Genomic DNA, 20,392 nt, shown 5'->3' with positions numbered 1-20,392 from the left:
TATGTTGAAGAGACTTTTTCAGATCGGGCTATTGCTGTTCCCGCCGGCCCTGGGCCTGGCGGCAGCACTGCAATGCGCAGCAGCGCCGGAGCCCATTCGTCCGCCTGATTTTGACTATGCGCGACTTTCCGATCGATATTTTCGACGCAATCCGTCGGGCCAATTTCCGCTGACCGTACAGCGCGGCGTAAACCTGCACCCCGAAGTCAGCGGCGAGTATCTGTTCTACACTGCGGGTCGCGATGGTTCCGGCGACATCTGGATGCGATCGCTGAAGAGCTCGGTCAATCTTCCTCTGGTTCGACATCCCGCAGAACAGTACAAGCCGGCGCCGTCGCCCGATTTACAATGGCTGGCCTTTGTTTCGGAAGACTCCGATTCCAGCGGCGATTTGCGCATTGTCGCCATCGACCCTGCCGACTATCTGGAAAATGCGGTCAACGGCCTGGCAGCCCCGGAGCTCTGGGGCAATTCACAGAATCTTTCCGCAGTATTTGAACAATTTGCCGGCGACTCTGCGCCGGAATGTCGCGGCCCGGCCGGCGAGACCGACCCGGCCTGGTCGCCGGATGGCAGTCTGCTGGCCTTTGCCAGCGACCGCTGCACGCCCGGCGAGTACCACATCTGGATCGCGCCGATCAATCGCGGCAGCGTTTCCGGTCCGCCACAACGGCTGAGCGAAACTGGCGGCGTCCGGCCCCGTTTCAGTCCGGATGGTCAATTTCTGGTCTACGCCGACGGCGCCGGAACGGGCGCACGTTTGCGATTGATTCGCCGTCAGACCGGCGCGGACGAGGAACTGCAGTTGCCGCGCCTGAACGATTCCTCGCAGGCGATCAGTTACTTTGATCCGGCCATTGGAATAGAGGGCGACGGCGATTCGCAAAGGCTGATCCTCTACTTCGGCGCCATCCTCCACGACAGCAATGGCGACCAGCAACTCGATCGCAGCGACAGCGGCGGCGTATTTTCAGTCCCGCTGGCCGCCCTGTTGGACGCGAAAGGGCAGCCACAAATGCTGGTCGAGGATTCGACGCGAATCGCCAGCGTAAGCGCTTCGAGTTTCCTGGGCGGCGCAGTTCTTTACGCCGCCGAGCTATACAATAGCGTCAATGTTTACTTTGTGCGACCCGGCGGGGTGATCCCGCGCGAAGCCAGCATTGAAGCGCAGTATCGCCTCGCCGCAACCTACCGCAGCCGCAGTCCAGCGCGCTACCCGCTGGCGCTGGAGGCAGTATTGCGCTATTTTGGCGACAGCAGCGAGGCTTTCCTCTATCGCATTCGCACCCAGTTGTTACGCGCCAGCTTTTTGGAGCGCCAGGGCGATAGGCGCGGGGCTGCCAGCGCCCTGCGGCAGGCGCAGAGCCTGGCCAGCGACGATCCCTATGCAGCGCTGCAAATAGAATTGGCGGCACAGCCGCGCCCGGCGGCGCGCATTGCAATCTTGCGCCGCTTCAGCGAGAATCTGGCGCAAAATCCTGGGCCCTATGACGCCGTGCGGGCGCGCATCGCTCGCGCCGCGGCCCTGGATCAGCTGGCCGAATTGCAAGCTGAACAATCCCAGGAAGAGGAGAGTGTTCAGACTCTGGAGACGTTGCGCAGCGTGGCGCCCGAATACTATCTTGCGGAAGATGCTCTGCTGCGACTTGGCCGTCTGCAGCTCCGTCGTAGCGGCCAGATTCCCGCGCCCCTGCGGCAGCTTGGCGCTCAATCAAGCGCCAACGCTCGCGAGGAAATGACGGCAATTCTCTATGAATATTGTGTAAATATTCTGACCCCAAGCGCCGCCGCTACATTCATCGACCGCGAACTCAGCGATGCGTCGCTGCCGGCGCCGCTGCGCGCCGCGCTGATGATGTCCAGAAGCCGCGTACTGCTCGAGGAGAAATCGTTGCAGGCCTCTCTGGATGCAGCGCGCGCCGCGCTGACCCTGGCCCCCGTGGCAAACGGACAGCCGGAAGCAGGCTGGAGAACGCTCTTTGTCCGCTGCTGGCAGATGATCGCCGCCGCCCAGGAAAAGAACGGCGCTTTTGCCGAGGCCTACGCCGCACGCTTGACCTATGGCGGCGCCTATTCGACGGACGCGCGAGTTGAAATCGAGGCTGATGATTTTCTCGAATTGATTGAGGATGGCGAACATTCTATCAATCTTTTTGTACGCACGGCGCGCTCCATGGCCGCAGCGGTACGCGAGCAAGAGGACATTGCGCGCAGCGCCCTTGGGGCCGGCGCACTGACTGCGATCGGCGTAGACCAAACCGTGATTCGCCTGAACAGCGCCGATCGCGACTTGCTGGTCGACTTCTGCAATCCTGGTTCGCGCAACGGCGGTCTGTTTTTGCTGCTTGGACCGCGCTACATTCAACGCTACCAGCAATTCTGTCTGAAGGCGCAGTCGGTCGTTGGCCCGGCGGGAGGCGATCAACTGCCGGCCGAAGCGGCGCGGGAAGGAGTCGATCTGCTTTATACCGGCGCCTATGCCGATGGCAATATCATCAACCTCCTCTTTCTGAACATGAGTCGCCTCGGCGTTTTGCCGCAACTCTACCACGAACGCAGCATCTACTACCATCGACTCAAGAACGATCTGGCCGCAGAGAAGAACCGCTTCCTGATGGAGGCCCAGGAAAAGCAGTTCTTGTTCTTGAGCCAAAGCGATGTGGCCGGCGTATTCCAAACTCAGGATCCATATCGTGCGGATACCTTCGACGAAATCCTTGGCGTATATCGGTCGGCACAGGGAGAAGCGGCCGATGCCGGCGACCTATCGATGATCTATGGCTACGCCTATGCCCTGATCAAGAAGAACGTCGAGAAGGAGGCCTTCTACGCTCGCATCCAGGAGGCCGCGGCATCCGAACAACGCACGATAACCGAACGACTGCGCCCAGGCGGAGTCTATCTGCCTCCGGATTTGTTGCGCCAAAAAAAGGAGGAAACGCTCAGGGACCTGAAGAGCGCCGAATACTTGCTGATCTACATGCTCAACGTCGATCCGCTGCAGGCCGATGCCTACCTTCTGCTTGGCTGGCTCTATCAATATCTCGACGAACAGCAGCAGCGCCGAGTATATACTGTCCCGACTTTATTGGAAGATACATACTATTTTGTTACTCGCACCGAACCTGTCGCTCCAACCGATCGCAACTTTTATGCAGACCTGTATCGCAACTATTTCCCGGAGTCATTGTATGAAGGCAGCATTGAACTCTACCGCCAGGCGCTGGAGAAGCAGAGCGCCCTGAATGACCCGCAGGCCTCAGGTGCATTGAATCTGAATTTGGCCAATAGCTATTTTCGACTGCTGAACTTCAAAAGGGCCATTTTGCACTACCAGGCGGCGGAGGACAGTTTTGCGCGCATCCGCGGCGAGGGCTTCACCGACTATCGGCAGCGCGCACTTTTTGAAGCGAATCTTGGACGTGCGCTCTACTACGATGGCCAGCCCGGACCCGCGGCAATACGCCTGCAGCGCGCCTATCGCATCTATGATGAAATGGAGCGCAAGCCGCTGCACGAGCGCTACTCAACTATTAGCTTTCTATTGCGATCTCAGGCCGGCGAGCGACCGGCGGGAAATGCCGTAGAGTCCCCCGAGGTTCTCAAGGTTCGTCTGGATCAATTGCAACATGCCATCGAGCAGGTACGCTACAAAATGGCCTTGCTGGCGGCGCTAACCGGCCTGTCGCACTGGGAGGCCGGCGAATACGAAGAAGCGCATCTGCACTATCGAGACGCCGAGCTTCGACTCTATGGCGACGCCGGCGGCCACACCGGCTCGATTGATCGATCCAGCTTGATGAACTTTATCGCCCTTGCTCTGCAGGGGCAAGGCGAGTATGCCCAGGCCGATGAGCGCGCCGAGCAAGCCGCCCGCTACGCGCGCGATTCCAGTCTGATTCGCTTCGACGAGCAGTATTTGCCGCAGACTGTGGGCGGTCGCGCTCTGGGCTGCGTATTGCCCTATGGCGAGGACTTTTCGGTTGTCGGCGATGGTCGCAATCCCTATGGGTTTTCTCCGCTCCGTCAGTACGAGCTGGCGCTGGGCATTCAACTGGAAAACCGCATCTTGCAGGGCGACCTCTCCGGCGCCGAGTACCTGCTTCGGCAACGTCGCCAGATTTTCGAGGAGCGCGACTTTGATCTGCGTCTGGGACGCCTGGGCGCCATTGCAGCGCTCAGCCAGTCGGCGGTGAATTCTTACCGTTCGCGCGATTTTTCGCGCGCCGCCAGCCTTTTTGGGGATGCTGCCAGCGCCGCGCGTCGCTATTCAATTCTGAATAGTTTTCGAAGGAATTTTTCCAATCGATTCAAGTCGCTCTTTGCCTTTTTTGAGGAAGAAAGGACCGAGGCGACGGCGGTCCTGAGGTCCATTGATGAAGGTCTGGATGAGGTAGCTGCCTTCCGCAATGACTATCGCGAGCAGGTCAAGGCGCAGTTTATTGCCGAGCAGCAGCAGGAACAGCCGGACTACGAATATGATGATCTGCGCGATGGGCCGGCCCTGGCGGTCCGCGTCAATCGGCAACTGAGCGAAATCCTCACCATTGAAGGAGGCCTGCACTTTTATCGCGGGCGCAACCTGCAGCGCGCCGGCGGCCAGGATGCCGCCGTACAGGCCGAATATGAGGCGGCCCTGAAAAATTACGGCGATACGCTCTCGCTACTGAGCGGCGAGCAAAACTCCTCGCCCCGCGCAATTCGCCTGAGAATCAACCAGTCGCGGATACTGACTGCCGCTGGCCGTCACTATGAGGCGCGACGTCAATTGAATGAACTCATCGAACTCAGCTTTGAGTTTGGATTGCGCGCCGAGGAGTGGCAAGCGCGTTCCTTGCTGGCCCAACTGGAAGCCGAGCTAAGCCGACTGCCCGATCGCGAGGGACGCCGCAGCGCCGCGCTGGAACAATTCAATCGATGCATCGAGATGCTGGTGGAAACGCCTCGTCTCTACGCCTCTGTCTCGCGCAGCGCTGATTCGCTGTTGCAGCAGGCGGCGGAGTATCTGATTGAGTCAGGCAAAAGCAATGAGGCGCTGCGTTCGCTGGAACTGCAATGGGAGCTCCATCTCAACTGGCAATTCCTGCGCAATCCCATTCAGTTTGCCGATGCCGATCTGCAGCGGGCCTTCCGCCGCATGCGTTTTGCCCAGAATGAATTGATTCGACTGGATCGCGAAGAGTCGCGTCTGCGCTACTCCCGACAGAATTTGCAGGAATTGTTGGCGGCGCGCGAACGAATGCTTTCGGATTTTCGAAAGCACCGAGATTTGATGCTCCAAATGAGACCGGCGTGGCGTCCGTTTCTTGTTTTGATCTCGGCGCAAGGCGTTCCATTGCCGCAACTGCTGCCTGATCAAGCCATCGTTCGCAATTTTCAGACGCGCCATGGCGTCGCGCTGTGGTGCCTGCGCGGCGGCCAGCCGCTGCACTTCATTGCGCCTTCTCCCGAAGTCGGCCCCGATGACCTCCGACCCGGACTGCAGGCCTGCCTGGGCGCAAATAGCAACCTTCAGTGGACTCTGATTCCAGATTCCCGCCTCTACAACGGGGCCTATGAAAACCTGGCCCGCGAAGCGGGATGGAGGCCGCCGCTCTTCGCCACCCGATTCAGCGATCTATTTCCCGCATATCTAGATCGTCCGCAGCTCAGCGCGCCGCCGCAATTGCGCGCCTACAATTTGAGGACATTTGCTGCTCTGGACTATGAAGGCGCGGCAGCGCAAGACGCAGACATAGTGGCCCTGCCCGCGCCCGATTCCGAGATCCTATTTCGAGCCGGCGAACGACTCTTCTTTGATGCACGAATCTGGTTTTCCGAGGAGCGCTTCACCTCGCTGGCGTTCGCCTGGCGCACGGGCGACGATGGTTCCTCGTTTCGCGCCGTTGCCAGACTGTACGAGGCGCTGCGCGCCCAGGGCGTCAGTACGCTGGCCGCTGCCAGAATAGAGCAAAACGACGTCGAAACAATGCAAACTATGTTTCGCGGCGGCAATCCGCAGGCCCAGGCGGCAGCGCTGGTCGCCGCCAGGGGCGCGACAACTCCCGATTTGCGGTACGTTGCCAGGCTGCTGGAAGAACGAGGCGCAACTCCCTACGAGGAAAGCGGACTGCGCATTTTCGGCGCGGCTGGCTTTCGTCGCGAAGCGCAACAGCTGCAAATTGCGGCGCAGCGCAGCCAGACATTGAGCGAGGCCAGGCGCCTGGAGGCCGCGGGGAACCTGATCGAGGCTGGCGACCGCTATCGTTATGCCGCTTCGCTGCAAACAGCCGCCGTCGACGAGCTGCAGCTTTTTGAGGACGATCGCGCCGTGGCGCGCATCGACCTGCGCCTGGCGCGAAATACTGTAGAACGCGAGGCAATTTGTCAGCGATTGCTCAATCAGGCTGGTGCGACCGGTCCGCTGCGACAGGCGGCGCTGCACGATCTTGTCGAGTCTCTGCTGGAGGTCGGCGATCTAGGTCTGGCGCGGCGAATGAGCGAACAAGGGGCGGCAGGCGGCGACCGTCAGGAAATGGCCAACCTCGAGCTACTGGCGCGCCTGCGGCGCAATCGCTTTGGCGATCGTAACGACGAACGCGCTCAATTTCCGCAGAGTTTTGATCGCGCTCTGCCACAAATCAGCGGGAACTCGCGCGCCGTTGAAGTAGGCGCATTGCTCAACTCTCACGCCCTGCTGCGAGAAGCGACGCTACTGAGCGATGCACTACAAAGACGAGGCCAGACCGAAAGTGCGGCGCTAATTCGATTTGAAAGCCAGTGCGTTCGCTACTTTCTTTTTGGCGGCGCGATGCCGGCAAATCTGACCGTTGATCAGGCGCCGCAGCCCGATCAAATGCTGGCCAGCGCGGCCTTCGATTCCGACGTCGCCTTCAACGCCAGGATCGATACGATAGCCATCGACCGCGGCGGCCTGGCGCTGGCCAAGTTTCGACGTCGCCTCTATGAACAAACGCGCGCCTTCATGAAAGGCCAGACGCCGACCCTGCTCGATTTGAGCGATGTGACAACCCCGGAAGGCGGATCCGCCTATCGTTCCGTTGCGCCACTGGAGCGGGCGGCGCTGTTTCGGTTGCTGCTGGCGGCGATGCCTTACGATGGCGAATTGCAAGCTCTACAGTCGACCGAGATGCTGCTGCGGGCCGAGCGATCGGGCAGCGAAAGCAGAGCAGCATGGATGGCCCTGATTGCCGCAGAATACTTGATTGAACTGGAGGACTTTGCGGGCGCTGCGCGACTGCTGCAACTGCATTTTGAAGCGGCAGCGAACGCAATTCCGGATGATATGCGAGATACGCGCGCAGCGCGCGCCGCGTTGATCGAACTACGCGCGGGGTGGCGCACGCCGCTCAGTAGCCGGGCGGCCTCATGGACGTTGCAGTTGCAGCGGCGCGGCCCTGGCGGTTTGACGGATCTGCTTTCTGCTATTCCGCTAAATGCTTCTCCAGATTCGATCGCGCACTGGAACGCGGCCATTGGCCGCATAACTCGCGACGGCGACGGACTGCTTTCCGGCGCCGCGCAATTGAAGGCTGCCGCAGCGCTGGCCAAGCTGGAGGCTATCCGCCAATCTAATTGGACTTTTCTGGCGAACGCCGCTTTGCACCAGGAAGCGCTGCTGCGCTGGATGCAATCGGAAGAACAGAGTGCATCCTCGCCGCCAATGTTTGAGGACGCCGTTGCCGGACTACTGGCCCGCCTGCCTGCCAGTCAAAATTACGCAATTCTTGCGGATACTGCAGATCAGGCCTTTCGCATCCTACTGCACGACGGCAAGGTAGAGGCCAGCGAATTGGATGGCGGCGGACGATACTTGCGCGGAAGTACGCGGGAATACCTCTCCCGCTTGCGACGCGGACAGGATGCCGGCGCCGTGTTCAGCGATCTTTCCCGACGCATGCGCGCTATGGCGCCTATTTCCGCACGCGGATTGATCTATGTCTGGATGCCAGACGTTCTGGCCATGGCCCCGATACCGCCGCAACGCGGAGACCGCCTGTTTCAGGCGCTGGACCCGCGATCGATGGCGCGCACCGCGCCGGCCGCCTGGCGAGGGGGGGAGGAATATCCCGATCAATTCCTGGTAGCACTGAGCCGATCTGGCGCCGCCGAAGGCGCCTTGCAGCAGACGCTGGATCGCATGGAGCAACTCTCTCTCGGCCAGCGCGATGACCGCAATGCGGCCGCCGCCCGGCACTGGATGTTGCGCAGCCGCGACGCTGAGGGCGCACTGCGACAGTGGACGCAGGGAGCATCGACTCAGCCCTGGTTCCTGAGCGCTGCTACCGATAGCGACGACGTTCTGGCCAATGTTCGCACCTTTCGGTCCTTGCAGCGTCAGCTGGCGGCGCGCCTGCACAGCCCCGGGCTGATGACCCTGCACGAACCAAACAACTTCCAGCACGCCTATTTCATTCGGCTGTTTTACAATCGATCCCTGCGCGAAACCGATATTGCCCGTCGCTACCTGGCGGCAATCTTCAATCTGCGCCGGAACAATGGCGCCGTTGAAACGGACGCCAATCTTTACCGTATTTTCACGCCAGTCTGGATTGAGGATCCGCCCGTTCAGTAGTCGATGCTGAGTTCGCGAATTTTCTTATCCAGCGTGTTGCGGTTGATGCCCAGATAACGCGCCGCCTGTGTCTTGGTGTAGCGGAACTTCTTGAGCGCCATCAGGATCAGTCGCTTCTCTACTTCCGCTATGACAATGTCGTAGACGCGGCCCTCCATTTCGCGAAGTCGTTCCTCGGAAGGCAAAGTGCGCTCGGCCCAATCGCCGCCGCCAACGGCAAGCTCAACTGTTTGCGGCGCAGCGTGGCCGACCTCAGCTTCCGCCGTATAGTTCTGGAATTCCCGAAAAGGCAGAGTACTGTCCTGAAAATCCTCGGCGGTCAATGCATCGCGCTGACTGAGAACAACGGATCGCTCCAGCACATTTTCCAGCTGGCGGACGTTGCCCGGCCAATCATAGTTTTCCAGCAATTGTATGGCATCGGGGGCAATGCCGGCGATGTTCTTCCCGTTCTCCTTGTTGAATTTTTCGATAAAATGGTGCACCAGCGCCAGAATATCCTCTTTTCTTTCGCGCAATGGCGGGATCTTCAAATGAATTACATTCAAACGATAGTAGAGGTCGGCGCGAAAGCGCTTTTGCGCAATCTTCTCTTCAAGATCGGCGTTGGTCGCAGCGATGACGCGGATATCGACCTGTCGCGTGCGGCCGCCGACCGGTTCGATCTCCCGCTCTTGAAGTACGCGCAACAATTTGCTCTGCAGATTTAGATCCAGCTCGCCAATTTCGTCGAGAAAAATGGAACCGCCATCCGCCGCTTCAAATTTGCCCTTCTTGTCCGCCACAGCCCCGGTAAAAGCGCCCTTACGGTGACCAAAGAGTTCGCTCTCCAGCAGATTTTCGGGGATCGCTGCACAGTTGATTTTTACGAATGGTCCGTCGCGTCGCGGGCTATTGTAGTGGATCGCGGAAGCGATTAGCTCCTTGCCGGTTCCCGATTCTCCAGTAAGCAGAATCGAAGCTCGCGAATCGGCAATGATGCGAACCTTTTCAAAGAGCCTCATCATCGCCGGCGAGCGGCCAATGAGGCTGCCAAACTGGTATTTGCCGGAGAGCTCTCGCTTGAGTTGAATGTTTTCAAACATTACAACTCGCGTTTCATCTCTCACCAGCTTCTGGATGGTAATAGCCTGGGAAATGAACGAGCCAACGATCTCAAGAAATTCGAGCATCGAATTGGCTTCGTCATCGCGCGCCTGGCGGGTAAAGGTTGAAAAGACGCCGACCACATCCGGTCCAGAGAAAATTGGACAACAGAAAAAGGCCATGTCCTCGCTATCGCCTACCAGCTTCATGCGGTTCAGAAAATCGGGCGCCTGCAACACGCTGGGAACATAGGCTGCCTTCTTGTTCAAAAACACCTGGCCGGTGATCCCCTCGCCCGGCGCATAGCGCAGCGCCGCTGTTTCATCGCGCGGAGCATTCACGCTCGCTTCGATCTTCAGTACGTCCTCTTCACGATCGTAGAGCAGAAGGGTGCTGCGATGCAATCGAAAGGCCTTTTCCGTAATCGTCATGATCTCTCGAAACACGTCCTCAAGGCGCAGCGAGGCGGAGACAACGCGAGAGATTTCGATCATCACGCGGTGGAAGCGGTCGCGAATCTTCAGCAATCGATTGTCGCTGAGCTTCTGGAAAATCTGCGCGGCCAGATTGGCCATGATGCTCAAGATATGTTCCTGCTGAACGTTGAAGGCGTTCGCTCGCCTGGAATCAACGGAGACTACGCCAATTACGTCGGCGCGCACAAGCATTGGCGCCACAAGCTCGCTGCGCAGCTCGTCATTGACCGCCACATAGTCCGGCTCCAGCTGGGCATCATGCACCAGGCGCGACTTGCCGTGCAGGGCCGCCCAGCCGCTAACCCCCTGCCCCACCGCCAGACTGAAGGTCTCTGTATCCACGCTGAGTCCGCGGGCTACGCGGATACGCAGAGTCTGTTTGTCCTGATCAAGCAGCATTATGCTGCCGGAATCGGCAGCGGTGATCTGCATGCAGGCAGAGAGAATTTGGTCCAGAACCGATTCTGGCTCATCATTCTGGCTCATCGCCCGCGTGATATTGCTGATGAAGTTGAGAGCCTCGCCCCGCATGCTAAGTTCGCTTTGCATCGCCTGTCCCTCTGCCTATTTTTGACGCACCAAAGGGTCAATCTGCCCCTTTTGCAGACACTAGTTTTTTTACCAGTGATCAGCGACCATAAAAAAAGCGAATTTCCTGATTTGAGGCGCCGTCTGGACCCTGAATTATTCTAGAATCTGCTGGTAGATTCAACAAGGCAAAGCAGATCGCACGGAAAATGCAATATATGCCTTCTTTTTATACTACCTTTTTGGAGTGGAGGGGTATCAGACTTGCGCTTCATCACCTTGGCGCGCCTGCTGAAGCGGGACAGATCAAGCGACGCGGAAGTCTCCTGCTGCTGCATGCCACGGGTTTTCCCTCCGGGGCCTACCTTCCACTGCTGGAACGTTTTGGCAGCGAAGGCCTCGACGCCTGGGCCCTGGATTTCAGCGGACACGGCGATTCGGAAGCCGTGCGCCCGCAAAGCTGGGCCGACTTTGGCGACCAGGCGCTTCACGCCCTGCGTTTTCTCCTGGCTGAGCAAGTCACCGGCCAGGAACAACCGCTGTTTCTGGCGGGTCACAGCCTCGGCGGCGCGGCGGCCCTTCTGGCCGCTGCACAATGCACAGATCGGCGCCTGCGGGCCCTGGCGCTCTTTGACCCAACCGTTTTCTCGCCCTGGCTCAGCTACCTGCTGCCCTACCTCCCTCATCCGCTGGCCAGGCAAGCGCTGCGCCGACGCGAGCGCTTCGCCTCGCGGGCGCTCGTAGAGCGAGCCTACTTGCGCAGCCCCACCTTTCGCGCCTGGGACAGAGCTTGTTTTCAATCCTACCTTGATTGCGCTCTCAAAGAAGATGGGGCCGGAGGGATGCAATTGCGACTCTCGCCGGAGCTTGAAGCGCAAACTTTTCTGAGCTTTCAGGGCGGGCAGTGGCGCAGTCATCGGAAAGTACTACAACCGATGCTGCTGCTTCGCGCCCAGGCTTCCGGCGTTTGCCCGCCGCGCGCCGCGCGCCTGCTCTGCCGAGGCCATTCCGCTTCACGCCACGAAACCCTGCCAGCCGCCTCGCACTTCTTTCCCTTCGAATCGCCGCAGCGAACCGTAGAAAAGACGCTGGCGTTTCTCAAGCCGTGGACGACCAACTAACCCTTTACGCACAACAACTGTTTTAGTTCCGCAAAGACTTCCACCAGATCGCGCTGACGCTCCATTACCTGATCGATATCCTTGTAAGCCCCAGGAATCTCGTCGACGACGCCGGCATCCTTTCGACATTCGATGCCGGCAGTCTGGGCGAGCAAGTCGTCTTGATTGAAACGTCGCTTTGCTTCCCCGCGGGACATCCTTCGGCCGGCGCCGTGTGAAGCGGAATGCATGGAGTCGGCGTTGCCCAGACCCCGCACCACAAAGGAACGAGCGCCCATGGAGCCCGGGATAATGCCAAACTGCCCTTTTTGCGCCGAGATCGCGCCCTTGCGCGTAACAAAGAGCTCTTCGCCAAAGTGCATTTCTTCGGCCAGATAATTATGGTGGCACTGGATCATTTCGCCAAAGGAAATTCCCGGAAACAGGTCGCAGAGGATATCTTTCAGATACTCAACCATCAATGTTCGGTTCCAGCGTGCGTACTCTTGCGCCCAGTTGAGATCGCTTCGGTAGCTCTCCATTTCCGGAGTGCCGGCCAGAAAGACAGCCAGGTCCCGGTCTGGCAGGGACTGATTGTGGATCAACTCCCTGGCCCTTGCAATGTGGATTTCTGCCAGACTCTTGCCTATGTTTCGACTGCCGCTGTGCAGCAGCAGCCAGATTCCTCCCGCCTGGTCCGCGCAGAGCTCGATGAAATGGTTTCCGCCGCCTAGCGTTCCGGCCTGGCGCTCCAGGCGCTGGCGAAGCGAAGCTACGCCGCGATCCAGCTCCGCCGACTTTTGCAGGTGAGCGTAGAGTTGCTCCTGCAGGGAGCCGCTGCGAAAAGCCCGAGGAAGCTGCCGATTTTCCGGATGAGATTCGAAACCAACAGGTATTGCGCCTTCTATGGCGTTGCGCAATGCCCTGAGCGAGTCAGGCAGCTGCGAAATTTTCAAGCTGGACGGCAATGCACACATGCCGCAGCCAATGTCTACGCCGACCGCCGCCGGACTGACCGCGCCGCGCATGGCAATGACCGATCCAACGGTCGCTCCCTTTCCAAAGTGAACATCCGGCATGATCGCCAGGCGCGCGCACCACGGCATGGAGGCGATATTGCGAATCTGACGCTGAGCCGATTCCTCCACCTCCGAGAGCGGAATCCAGAGTTGCGCTTGCACATTGGTCGAGGATAAGGTGTCGATCATTTGCAGAGCCGCTTTTCGGGGACAGCTGACTGCCACACTGCAGGCAGCAATTCTATTTGTCGAAAGCCCGAGGTCGTTCAGCATGATACATGCGACCAGGAGTGAAACTTGTTTTTTTACCTCTCCAAAATATTCAGCGGCTTGCTTTTCCCCTATGCTCTGTTTCTGTTACTGTCCATCGTCGCTGCAATCAAGCTGCCACGCTCTCGCTTTCGTTTGGTCTTTCGATTGGCCCTGGTTGCAATTTTCTTGCTCTCCACCAACCGCATCAGCGGCGCGCTGATTGCGCCGCTGGAGTCAGCCTACCCGCAAATGCGCAGCGCCGACGCGCCACAGGCTGACGCCATCGTTGTTCTGGGCGGAATGAGCGATCCTTTGAGTGCGCGACTGGAAGGACCTGAGTTTCTGGATAGCGTAGACCGCATCCTCGCCGCCGAGCTCTTGTGGCGGGCGGGCAAGGCGCCGCTACTGGTAATCAGCGGCGGCCTGGGTTTGATGTTGCAGCGCGGCGAGCCGGAGGCCCGCGCCTTGCAGCGTTGGCTGCTGGCCCGCGGCATTCCACAGAGCGCGATCGTCATCGGAGACCGCTCTCGAAATACGGCGGAAAACGCCATTGAAACGGCGGCGCTGGCGCGCAGCCGCGGCTGGACTCGAGTGCTGTTGGTGACTTCGGCCTTCCACTTGCCGCGCGCAACGCTCTGTTTTCGTAAACAGGGCCTGGCGGTTATTCCCTTTCCGACAGACTACTATCGCTCAGTTGTCGATCCAGGCCCGGAGGGAATCATGCCGGCGCCGGGGGCCATGTCACTGTCGACAGTGGCAATCAAGGAGTACCTTGGCATCGTCGCCTACTGGCTACGAGGTTACATTTGACAAACACTGTCTATGGAGACGGCGGGAGTCGAACCCGCGTCCTACGGTGCGCAACCAGAACCACTACATGCTTAGCCGGCGGAGTTTAGAGCGTCGCCCTTACCCGTCGGCGCGACGAGCGACGCTTTGCGAACCAAAGGCTTACTCGGAATGCGATTCGCGCCATTCCGCAGCGCCCCCCGAAGTTTGACGCTCTACGACCGCCCCGAGGGGGAGGCGATCAAGAGCGCTGGAAGCTTATTAAGCAGCCAGTGCCAGTTCGTTGTTGGCAGTTAAAGGTTGAGGTTTTTACGAGTTCCTCAACTCGGCATGCGCCCCTGACTACGGATCACAGCAGTCGAAACCGTTTCGTCCCCGTATTCAAACACAAATAAAGCATACAAATCGAATGGAAGCAAGGATTTTTTCGATTGCTGGGTTGTAGCTCAGAGCTCGTTTTCCTGGCCCGGGCCAAGCAGCAGAATCTCCATATTTTCACCAAGCACCGTATCGCCGTGGGGCGCAAAGATCATTCGACCGCCAACCGTTCGAATGCCCACGGCCAGGTAGCCTCGCTCGCGAAAGTCGGTATTTGCCAGGGTTGCGCCCAGCAGCGGATCGCCGGCGCGCAGCGTATGGATTTTCATCTCGAATTCGTAATGCGCCCGCTTCAAGATCACTTCCAGAAACTCGTCTACCTCCGGATGCAGGAGGCTGCGCGCCATATGCAATCCGGCCGTGGAGTACGGCGACAGCACCCGGTCAGCCCCGGCCTGCAGCATTTTTGGGCGCGTGCTTTCTCTGGCAATGCGCGTCTCAATGCGAATTGAGGGATTCAGGCGCCTTGCCGATAGCACAACGAAAAGATTGTCGGCATCAGTAGGAAGCACAGCTGCCAGGCCGCGGCATTGTTCAATGCGCGCGGCAAGCAAAGACTCCTCCTGCAAGGCATCCAGCAGCAGGACCAACCACTCAACTTTGCCAGCCGAACGCAGCAGCTGGACTGCGGAATCCGGGTTTGGATCGAGGACCACAAAAGGAACGCCTGAGCGATCAAGCTCGCGGGCCATCGCTTCCGCCATACGGCCTCCGCCACAAATGATAAAGTGATTCTTCAATCTGCTGATGCTTTCTTGCATGCGGACTTCCTCAAAGAATGTGCGAAAGCGAGCGCCGACAAAGGCCTTTAGCACCCCGTCCAGAGCCAGACCATAAAAGAGTACGCCGCCCAAAATGAGCGACATGGTAAACATTCGTCCGTGATTGGAGAGCGGATGTATCTCGCCAAAGCCAACGGTGCTCACCGAAATCACCGTCATATACAGAGAATCAAACAGCGTCCAGCCCTCGATCAGATGGTAGCCGCTGACGCCGCCGGCCAGCAAGAAGCAAAGAAAGAAGGTCGGCCTTGCCAGGCTGAGTCCGCTATCGCGGATCAGACGCCAGGCCCCCCGCAGCGGCAGACGCCAGCGGCGCAGTAAACCAACGTTTCCATTTGTCTTGATCATCGCCCCGGCAAAGCGCCCCACATTGGACGCCTGCAGCATTCCGCGATTCCCGTTGCCAGAGGCAAGCGAAGGTCTCCTGCATCTTACAATATTGTAGTCGTCGTCATCGCCCGGAGCGAGCCCGCTGACCATGGAGCCGCGATGATTTCCCAGCAGCCGCGAGAGCAGCGCATCTTTGCCGCGCTTTGTCTACTTTTTCTGGTCTACAGCATAGCTTCCCGAGTCTGGGTGACAGAGGACGCCTACATCACTTTTCGCTCGGTGGAGAATCTCTATCGCGGCCTGGGCCTGGTTTACAACCCCGGAGAGAACATCGAGTCCTTTACCCATCCGCTCTGGATGATGTGCCTGGTATTGTTGAAGGGCGCCGGCTTGCCGCTGCACAGCGGCGCCATTGTGATCGGACTGTTATGCAGCGGCTGCGCCCTGGCGCTGCTGGCCCGCCCGGCTCTATCCGCCGGCCGCCTGCCGCTTGCGGCCCTGGCCCTGGCCGGGATTTCAGGATTTCGCGATTTTGCCACCGCGGGGATGGAGTACTCGCTGCTCTTTGTGTTGCTGGCGCTTTTTCTCAGGAACGCCTACCGCGGTCGACTGCTGGATCATCCTCTCCAAAATGCCGTACTGCTGGGACTGATCTACCTGTGCCGACCGGAACTGGCGCTGCTTGGCCTCTACTACTCGGGATTCGCGGCGGTGGAAGCGCTGCAACGCGACTGGCAAGGACGCTGGCAACTGCGACTGACGCCAGCGATATTCTGGGCCGCTGGTCTGCTGCTTACGGTAGCCCCCTATCACCTGTTTCGCTTTCTCTATTATCACGATCTATTTCCGAATACATACTATGCGAAGTCCGGTTTGCAACCTTACTACCGCCAGGGACTGCAGTACCTCTACGCCACGCTTTCGGGGGCGCCGATTCTCTGGCTGCTCGGGCCGGCGGCCTTCCTGCCAACGCTCTGGCATCGGTGGCGGCGAGAGCTTGGACCCCAGCGTTCGCTGGCCAATCTGCGCGAGGCCGGCGCCGCGGCGCTTTCCGCTTGGTACATCGTACGAGTGGGCGGCGATTTTATGGCCTACCGTTTCTTTTTACCGCAAATTTTCATTCTGTCCGTCCTTGCTGAGCGCTGGCTCCAGGCGACGCCGGCGATTGCTCCGTTACAATCGCTCCGCAATTGGCTGGAAGGCATGCTGGCCCAGCGCACGACAGCAGCGCTGCGCTGGGCGGGCCTTTTAGCGCTGACTGCGCTGAGCCTCTGGCCCCAACCCTTAACGCGCGGCGGAATCGCCGATGAGCGTCGCTATTTCTTTGAAGCCTCCGGCGCCTCGCCGCTCTCGCTCTTCTTTGGGCAGCGCCACGCCTGGGGTTTGACAGGCGATCGCTATCGTCGTCTTGCAGAGTGCCTGGACCTCCGTCCCCTGCACATTGCTAACAGTCAGGCACAGGCGCACTGCCTGCGCGGTATTGGCCTGGGATACTCGGGAGTCGCCGCCGGTCCTCGCGTCTACATTCTGGATGAGCAGGCCCTGCCCAATCGCGACGTTGCGCTGTCGCCGGTTCTGGTTCGCTGGCGACCGGGACATGAGCACTACCTGGACCGCGAACATGTATTGCGACGCGGGATGTTGTTTTGTTCCAGCGGAGAACCGCACTACGATCGCGCCATGCGCACCGACCTGGGCATCGTGCTGAGCCTTGATCCGGAAATCCTGGCCAGACTGGACCGGCCTGTGCAGCGCCTGCAGCAGCTCTTGCTCTTGAAACAGGAAGGCAGCAGCATCGTCAAACGCCTGGAGCTGCGCTACGGTCAAACCATCGAACAGCTCCTGCCGCTGGCTGCCAGATGGGAACAGGATCCATTTCTGGAACGCTACCGCAGTTGCTGGCAGGATGCGCGCGGCAGCGACGCGCTGTTTTTTTATTGAGCCTGGCGCTTGCAGCGCGCGGCCAATCATTCAGGCGGTTGCGCCTGCCTTTCAGAGCAGCTATTCGGGATTGGGCGCTGAACCTCCCTTTCAGGTGATCAGCCGCAGCGACATCTATGCACAATCGGCAATTCCCTACCTGAACTTACAAATGCGTTTAGAAGTCTCCGCTTTTCATTTCCTTGCAAATTACACGGTTGGCCAGCGCTACCGCGTCGTTGCGCTGGCAGTTGAGGCCTTCTGGTAGATCCTTGAGGCGGGCGCCGCTTCTACTTTCAGTTGACCGTGGCGCCGCCTGGGAATACACGGTATCCGGTCTCCAGAAAGCGCCCATAGCTCAGCTGGATAGAGTACTTGGCTACGAACCAAGGGGTCGGAGGTTCGAATCCTTCTGGGCGCACAAAACTGCGCAAAGGCCTCAATTCAGGCGGCCTCATGCGAGACCGCCGGCATTGAGCCCTATTCGCACACGTAGTCGATGCGCCATTCGGTAATATCCCGAGTGGTCAAATTGCTCACGGTTTGACTTTGACTGTCGGTGCGGCGTTGACCGACGCCCACATTGCCAACCCGGACGCCTGCCGCGTTGGTTGTGGATTGCCCGCTGGTCTGGCTGGAGCCGCTGCTTGTCTGACCAACGACTACTTCACCTTCGCTGACGATGCGCGGCGATTTGTTTCCACAGTTCGTCGCCATCATTGCATTGGCATTGGCGCGCGCGTCATCGCGCTGCAGGAATCCTCCGCCGATGCCTATCGTGCCGCCCGCGCCCGGCTGAACGGAAACCATCCGGGCCGATGCACAGCCGGCGGTGACTGACGCAGCCAGCAAAGCCAAAAACAGCGAAATTCGTTGAATATGCCTCATATCCTTTAAGAGACCTCCAGATCAAATACGAGATTTGGCGCCTGTCTGATCAAAAAAAAGGGGGCGGCCTCGGAATTTTCTGGGGCTTTTCGTTGCAGCGCTCGCGCAAATGATCGTAGGTATAGATGCCCGTGTCGTGGCCGTCCGACCAGTTCAGTTGCAGGGCATAGCGACCCACTTTCTTCCAGGAAAGCAAGGCAATCGATTCAATCCCGCCGGTTGTGGGACGCGCATCGGCCTCATGTCCGCCGCGGCAGACGGCACAGGGGCAATTGCGACGCAAGGCCAAAAGCCCAAGCCGACACTCCTTGCCATCCTTCCAGCGGATGTGCAGGTCCTGAGCATCAAAATCGATCTGATCGGGAAGGGTTGATAGCATTCTACTCTCGCTTTGCGCTTGACCAAAATTGACTGACTTGTCAATCAATACCTGAGCCCTGTAGCGCCCGCTTGCAGCGGCGCTCAAGAGGAGAGGCCTCACGCATGAATCGAAATGGCGCACTGCGTGCACAGCGCAAGGCCAATCGTCAGGAGCACATTCTGTCCTCGGCCATTACTGTCATTGCCGAGAAGGGCTACCACGGCACGCGCATTGCGGACATTGCCGAGCGCGCTGGCGTCGCCTACGGCCTGGTCTACCACTACTTCGGTTCCAAGGAGCGGATCTTTTCCCATATCGTGGAAAGTCTCTGGCAGCGCTTTGGCGATCGTATCCGCCGCATCCGGCAGCAGGAGTTGTCGGGCGTCGAAAAGCTGACGCAAATCAGCGATTACATGCTCGATACCTTGATTGCCCGGCCAGATTTGATTCGGCTGCTGGTGCAGGAGGTGGTGCGCGCTCGAAATTTCAAAGAACTGCCGCACTTTGAGCTGGTACGACGCATCGTTGAAATGATCGAGGAGATTTTTCAGGCGTCCATTGAACGCGGCGAATTGCCGGCGGATGCCGATCCACGCTTCTTGAGTTTTGCTTTTTTTGGCGCCGTAGACACAACGCTGACAATGCTTTCCAGCGGCGTCTACAGCGATGGTCGCAAAGTAGACGCACGCTATGTCAAGGGCGTAAAGCGACGCATGCGCACCTTTCTCCATTCCGGAAGTTTTGGGAGAGTCGTATGAACTTCGCCATGCCAGCGGACGTACTTGAGTTTCGCGAGGCCGTATTCGATTTTGCCCGGCAACATGTAGCTCCCAGCGCCGAAGAGCGCGATACCGAGGAGCGCTGGGACCCGCAGCTATGGCGCAAAATGGGCGAGATGGGTCTTCTGGGGCTGAGCTTTCCGGCAGAGTACGGCGGCCAGGGCGCCAGTTGCCTTGCTACCACCGCAGCTACCGAGGCCTTTGCTCATGGCAGCAGCGACGGCGGTTTGACCCTCGCCTGGGGCGCGCACACGATCATTGGCGGCATGCCCATTGCACTGTGTGGTACGGAGGATCAGAAGCGGCGCTACCTGCCGCTACTGTCCAGCGGCGAATGGACCGCCGGTCTCGGCCTCACCGAGCCAGGCGCCGGTTCCGACGCTGCCGGCAGCATGGAAACCCGGGCGGAAAAGCGAGGAGATCGTTATATATTAAATGGTTCGAAGATGTTTATCACCAACGGACCGATTGGCGATCTCTTTACGGTCATGGCCGTAACCAACAAGAAGCGCGGGGCCATGGGGATATCCGTCTTTCTGGTGGAGAAGAATTTTCCGGGCTTTCGCGTCGGTCGAAGGCTCAAAAAGCTGGGTATGCGCACCAGCCTCACTTCCGAGCTCATTTTCGAAGATTGCGAGGTCCCGGAGGAGAATCTGGTAAGCGTCGAGAACAGCGGTTTTGCCCGCGTTGGCAGGGCGACGCTCGAATGGGAACGCACCGTTCTCGTTGCTGGCGGCGTGGGCGGCGCCATGGCAGCCATGGACAGCGCATTGCGCTACGCGCGGGAACGACATCAATTCGGTCAGCCGATTGCAAATTTTCAGGCCATTCAGGACAAGATTGCTCGAGCGCGGATGAAGCTCGATGCCAGTCGCCTGTTGCTTTTCCGCAGCGCCTTGAAAGAGGACCGCGGCGAGGCGGCGCCCATCGAATCGTCGGCGGCAAAACTCCACGCTACGGAAGCGATGATCGAAATCGGCTACGAGATGGGTCAAATTTTTGGAGGCTACAGCTTCATGCACGAGTATCCGGTAGAGCGCTTTTACCGCGATGCGCGCCTTGGCACGCTGGGCGCCGGCACCAGCGAGGTGATGCGCTCGATCATTGCCGCCAATCTCTAGTCCGGAGT

Annotated in this window: 12 protein-coding genes, 1 tRNA gene and 1 other RNA gene; 8 read left to right on the top strand and 6 right to left on the bottom strand. The window is 59.1% G+C overall.

What is annotated here, in order from left to right:
• Nucleotide 1: 1 nt before the first annotated feature.
• Entirely contained in the window at nucleotides 2-8,575 is an 8,574-nt protein-coding gene (locus K1X75_13045) for a hypothetical protein (protein ID MBX7058985.1), read from the top strand.
• On the opposite strand, the gene K1X75_13040 is transcribed toward K1X75_13045, so the two are convergent.
• Nucleotides 8,569-10,623 (bottom strand): sigma 54-interacting transcriptional regulator, encoded by a 2,055-nt coding sequence (locus K1X75_13040; GenBank protein ID MBX7058984.1) that lies wholly within the window; start codon nucleotides 10,621-10,623, stop codon nucleotides 8,569-8,571. The two genes, K1X75_13045 and K1X75_13040, sit on opposite strands and share 7 nt — an antisense overlap.
• A 260-nt stretch (nucleotides 10,624-10,883) precedes the next feature.
• On the opposite strand from K1X75_13040, the gene K1X75_13035 reads away from it, so the two are divergent.
• Nucleotides 10,884-11,786, top strand: a complete 903-nt coding sequence (locus K1X75_13035) for an alpha/beta hydrolase (GenBank protein ID MBX7058983.1) — start codon at nucleotides 10,884-10,886, stop codon at nucleotides 11,784-11,786.
• On the opposite strand, the gene K1X75_13030 is transcribed toward K1X75_13035, so the two are convergent.
• Complete coding sequence (locus tag K1X75_13030) at nucleotides 11,783-12,973, bottom strand: RtcB family protein (GenBank protein ID MBX7058982.1); 1,191 nt, start codon at nucleotides 12,971-12,973, stop codon at nucleotides 11,783-11,785. The genes K1X75_13035 and K1X75_13030 overlap by 4 nt on opposite strands.
• A gap of 108 nt (nucleotides 12,974-13,081) precedes the next feature.
• Here K1X75_13030 and K1X75_13025 point away from each other — a divergent pair, with 108 nt between their 5' ends.
• The gene (locus K1X75_13025) at nucleotides 13,082-13,846 is read left to right on the top strand and encodes a YdcF family protein (protein MBX7058981.1); all 765 of its coding nucleotides are present in this window, start codon (nucleotides 13,082-13,084) and stop codon (nucleotides 13,844-13,846) included.
• A 10-nt stretch (nucleotides 13,847-13,856) separates the two neighbouring features.
• Here the strand turns inward: K1X75_13025 and ssrA are convergent.
• Together ssrA and K1X75_13015 are read right to left on the bottom strand one after the other, a co-directional pair.
• Nucleotides 13,857-14,202, bottom strand: a transfer-messenger RNA (tmRNA) gene (gene ssrA / locus K1X75_13020).
• Nucleotides 14,203-14,271: 69 nt separating this feature from the next.
• Nucleotides 14,272-15,372 (bottom strand): NAD-binding protein, encoded by a 1,101-nt coding sequence (locus tag K1X75_13015; GenBank protein ID MBX7058980.1) that lies wholly within the window; start codon nucleotides 15,370-15,372, stop codon nucleotides 14,272-14,274.
• A gap of 102 nt (nucleotides 15,373-15,474) precedes the next feature.
• On the opposite strand from K1X75_13015, the gene K1X75_13010 reads away from it, so the two are divergent.
• From K1X75_13010 to K1X75_13000, 3 genes are all read left to right on the top strand, one after another.
• Nucleotides 15,475-17,256 carry a hypothetical protein gene (locus K1X75_13010; GenBank protein MBX7058979.1) on the top strand — a complete coding sequence of 594 codons (1,782 nt, stop codon included), beginning with the start codon at nucleotides 15,475-15,477 and terminating at the stop codon, nucleotides 17,254-17,256.
• Nucleotides 17,257-17,326: 70 nt separating this feature from the next.
• Nucleotides 17,327-17,503 carry a hypothetical protein gene (locus tag K1X75_13005; protein MBX7058978.1) on the top strand — a complete coding sequence of 59 codons (177 nt, stop codon included), beginning with the start codon at nucleotides 17,327-17,329 and terminating at the stop codon, nucleotides 17,501-17,503.
• Between the two features lie 79 nt (nucleotides 17,504-17,582).
• Nucleotides 17,583-17,656 (top strand) — tRNA-Arg (locus tag K1X75_13000).
• Between the two features lie 59 nt (nucleotides 17,657-17,715).
• On the opposite strand, the gene K1X75_12995 is transcribed toward K1X75_13000, so the two are convergent.
• Together K1X75_12995 and K1X75_12990 are read right to left on the bottom strand one after the other, a co-directional pair.
• Nucleotides 17,716-18,123, bottom strand: coding sequence for a hypothetical protein (locus K1X75_12995; GenBank protein ID MBX7058977.1), 408 nt, complete (start codon nucleotides 18,121-18,123; stop codon nucleotides 17,716-17,718).
• Nucleotides 18,124-18,172: 49 nt separating this feature from the next.
• Nucleotides 18,173-18,502, bottom strand: a complete 330-nt coding sequence (locus K1X75_12990) for a DUF971 domain-containing protein (GenBank protein MBX7058976.1) — start codon at nucleotides 18,500-18,502, stop codon at nucleotides 18,173-18,175.
• A gap of 104 nt (nucleotides 18,503-18,606) precedes the next feature.
• On the opposite strand from K1X75_12990, the gene K1X75_12985 reads away from it, so the two are divergent.
• Together K1X75_12985 and K1X75_12980 are read left to right on the top strand one after the other, a co-directional pair.
• Nucleotides 18,607-19,242 (top strand): TetR/AcrR family transcriptional regulator, encoded by a 636-nt coding sequence (locus tag K1X75_12985; GenBank protein MBX7058975.1) that lies wholly within the window; start codon nucleotides 18,607-18,609, stop codon nucleotides 19,240-19,242.
• The gene (locus tag K1X75_12980; GenBank protein MBX7058974.1) at nucleotides 19,239-20,384 is read left to right on the top strand and encodes an acyl-CoA dehydrogenase family protein; all 1,146 of its coding nucleotides are present in this window, start codon (nucleotides 19,239-19,241) and stop codon (nucleotides 20,382-20,384) included. The genes K1X75_12985 and K1X75_12980 overlap by 4 nt, the downstream gene beginning before the upstream one ends.
• Nucleotides 20,385-20,392 lie beyond the last annotated feature (8 nt).

It is taken from the genome of Leptospirales bacterium, assembly GCA_019694655.1.
GTDB lineage: Bacteria > Spirochaetota > Leptospiria > Leptospirales > Leptonemataceae > SSF53.
Note: the sequence above shows the minus strand (reverse complement) of the source record. Positions and strands in the feature narration are given on the sequence as shown.

What these genes read in the sequence shown, in the direction of transcription:
- K1X75_13045 (MBX7058985.1), top strand. Translation starts at nt 2, where the DNA reads ATGTTGAAGAGACTTTTTCAGATCGGGCTATTGCTGTTCCCGCCGGCC.
- K1X75_13040 (MBX7058984.1), bottom strand. Translation starts at nt 10,623, where the DNA reads ATGAGCCAGAATGATGAGCCAGAATCGGTTCTGGACCAAATTCTCTCT.
- K1X75_13035 (MBX7058983.1), top strand. Translation starts at nt 10,884, where the DNA reads ATGCCTTCTTTTTATACTACCTTTTTGGAGTGGAGGGGTATCAGACTT.
- K1X75_13030 (MBX7058982.1), bottom strand. Translation starts at nt 12,973, where the DNA reads ATGATCGACACCTTATCCTCGACCAATGTGCAAGCGCAACTCTGGATT.
- K1X75_13015 (MBX7058980.1), bottom strand. Translation starts at nt 15,372, where the DNA reads ATGCTGCAGGCGTCCAATGTGGGGCGCTTTGCCGGGGCGATGATCAAG.
- K1X75_13010 (MBX7058979.1), top strand. Translation starts at nt 15,475, where the DNA reads ATGATTTCCCAGCAGCCGCGAGAGCAGCGCATCTTTGCCGCGCTTTGT.
- K1X75_12995 (MBX7058977.1), bottom strand. Translation starts at nt 18,123, where the DNA reads ATGAGGCATATTCAACGAATTTCGCTGTTTTTGGCTTTGCTGGCTGCG.
- K1X75_12990 (MBX7058976.1), bottom strand. Translation starts at nt 18,502, where the DNA reads ATGCTATCAACCCTTCCCGATCAGATCGATTTTGATGCTCAGGACCTG.
- K1X75_12985 (MBX7058975.1), top strand. Translation starts at nt 18,607, where the DNA reads ATGAATCGAAATGGCGCACTGCGTGCACAGCGCAAGGCCAATCGTCAG.
- K1X75_12980 (MBX7058974.1), top strand. Translation starts at nt 19,239, where the DNA reads ATGAACTTCGCCATGCCAGCGGACGTACTTGAGTTTCGCGAGGCCGTA.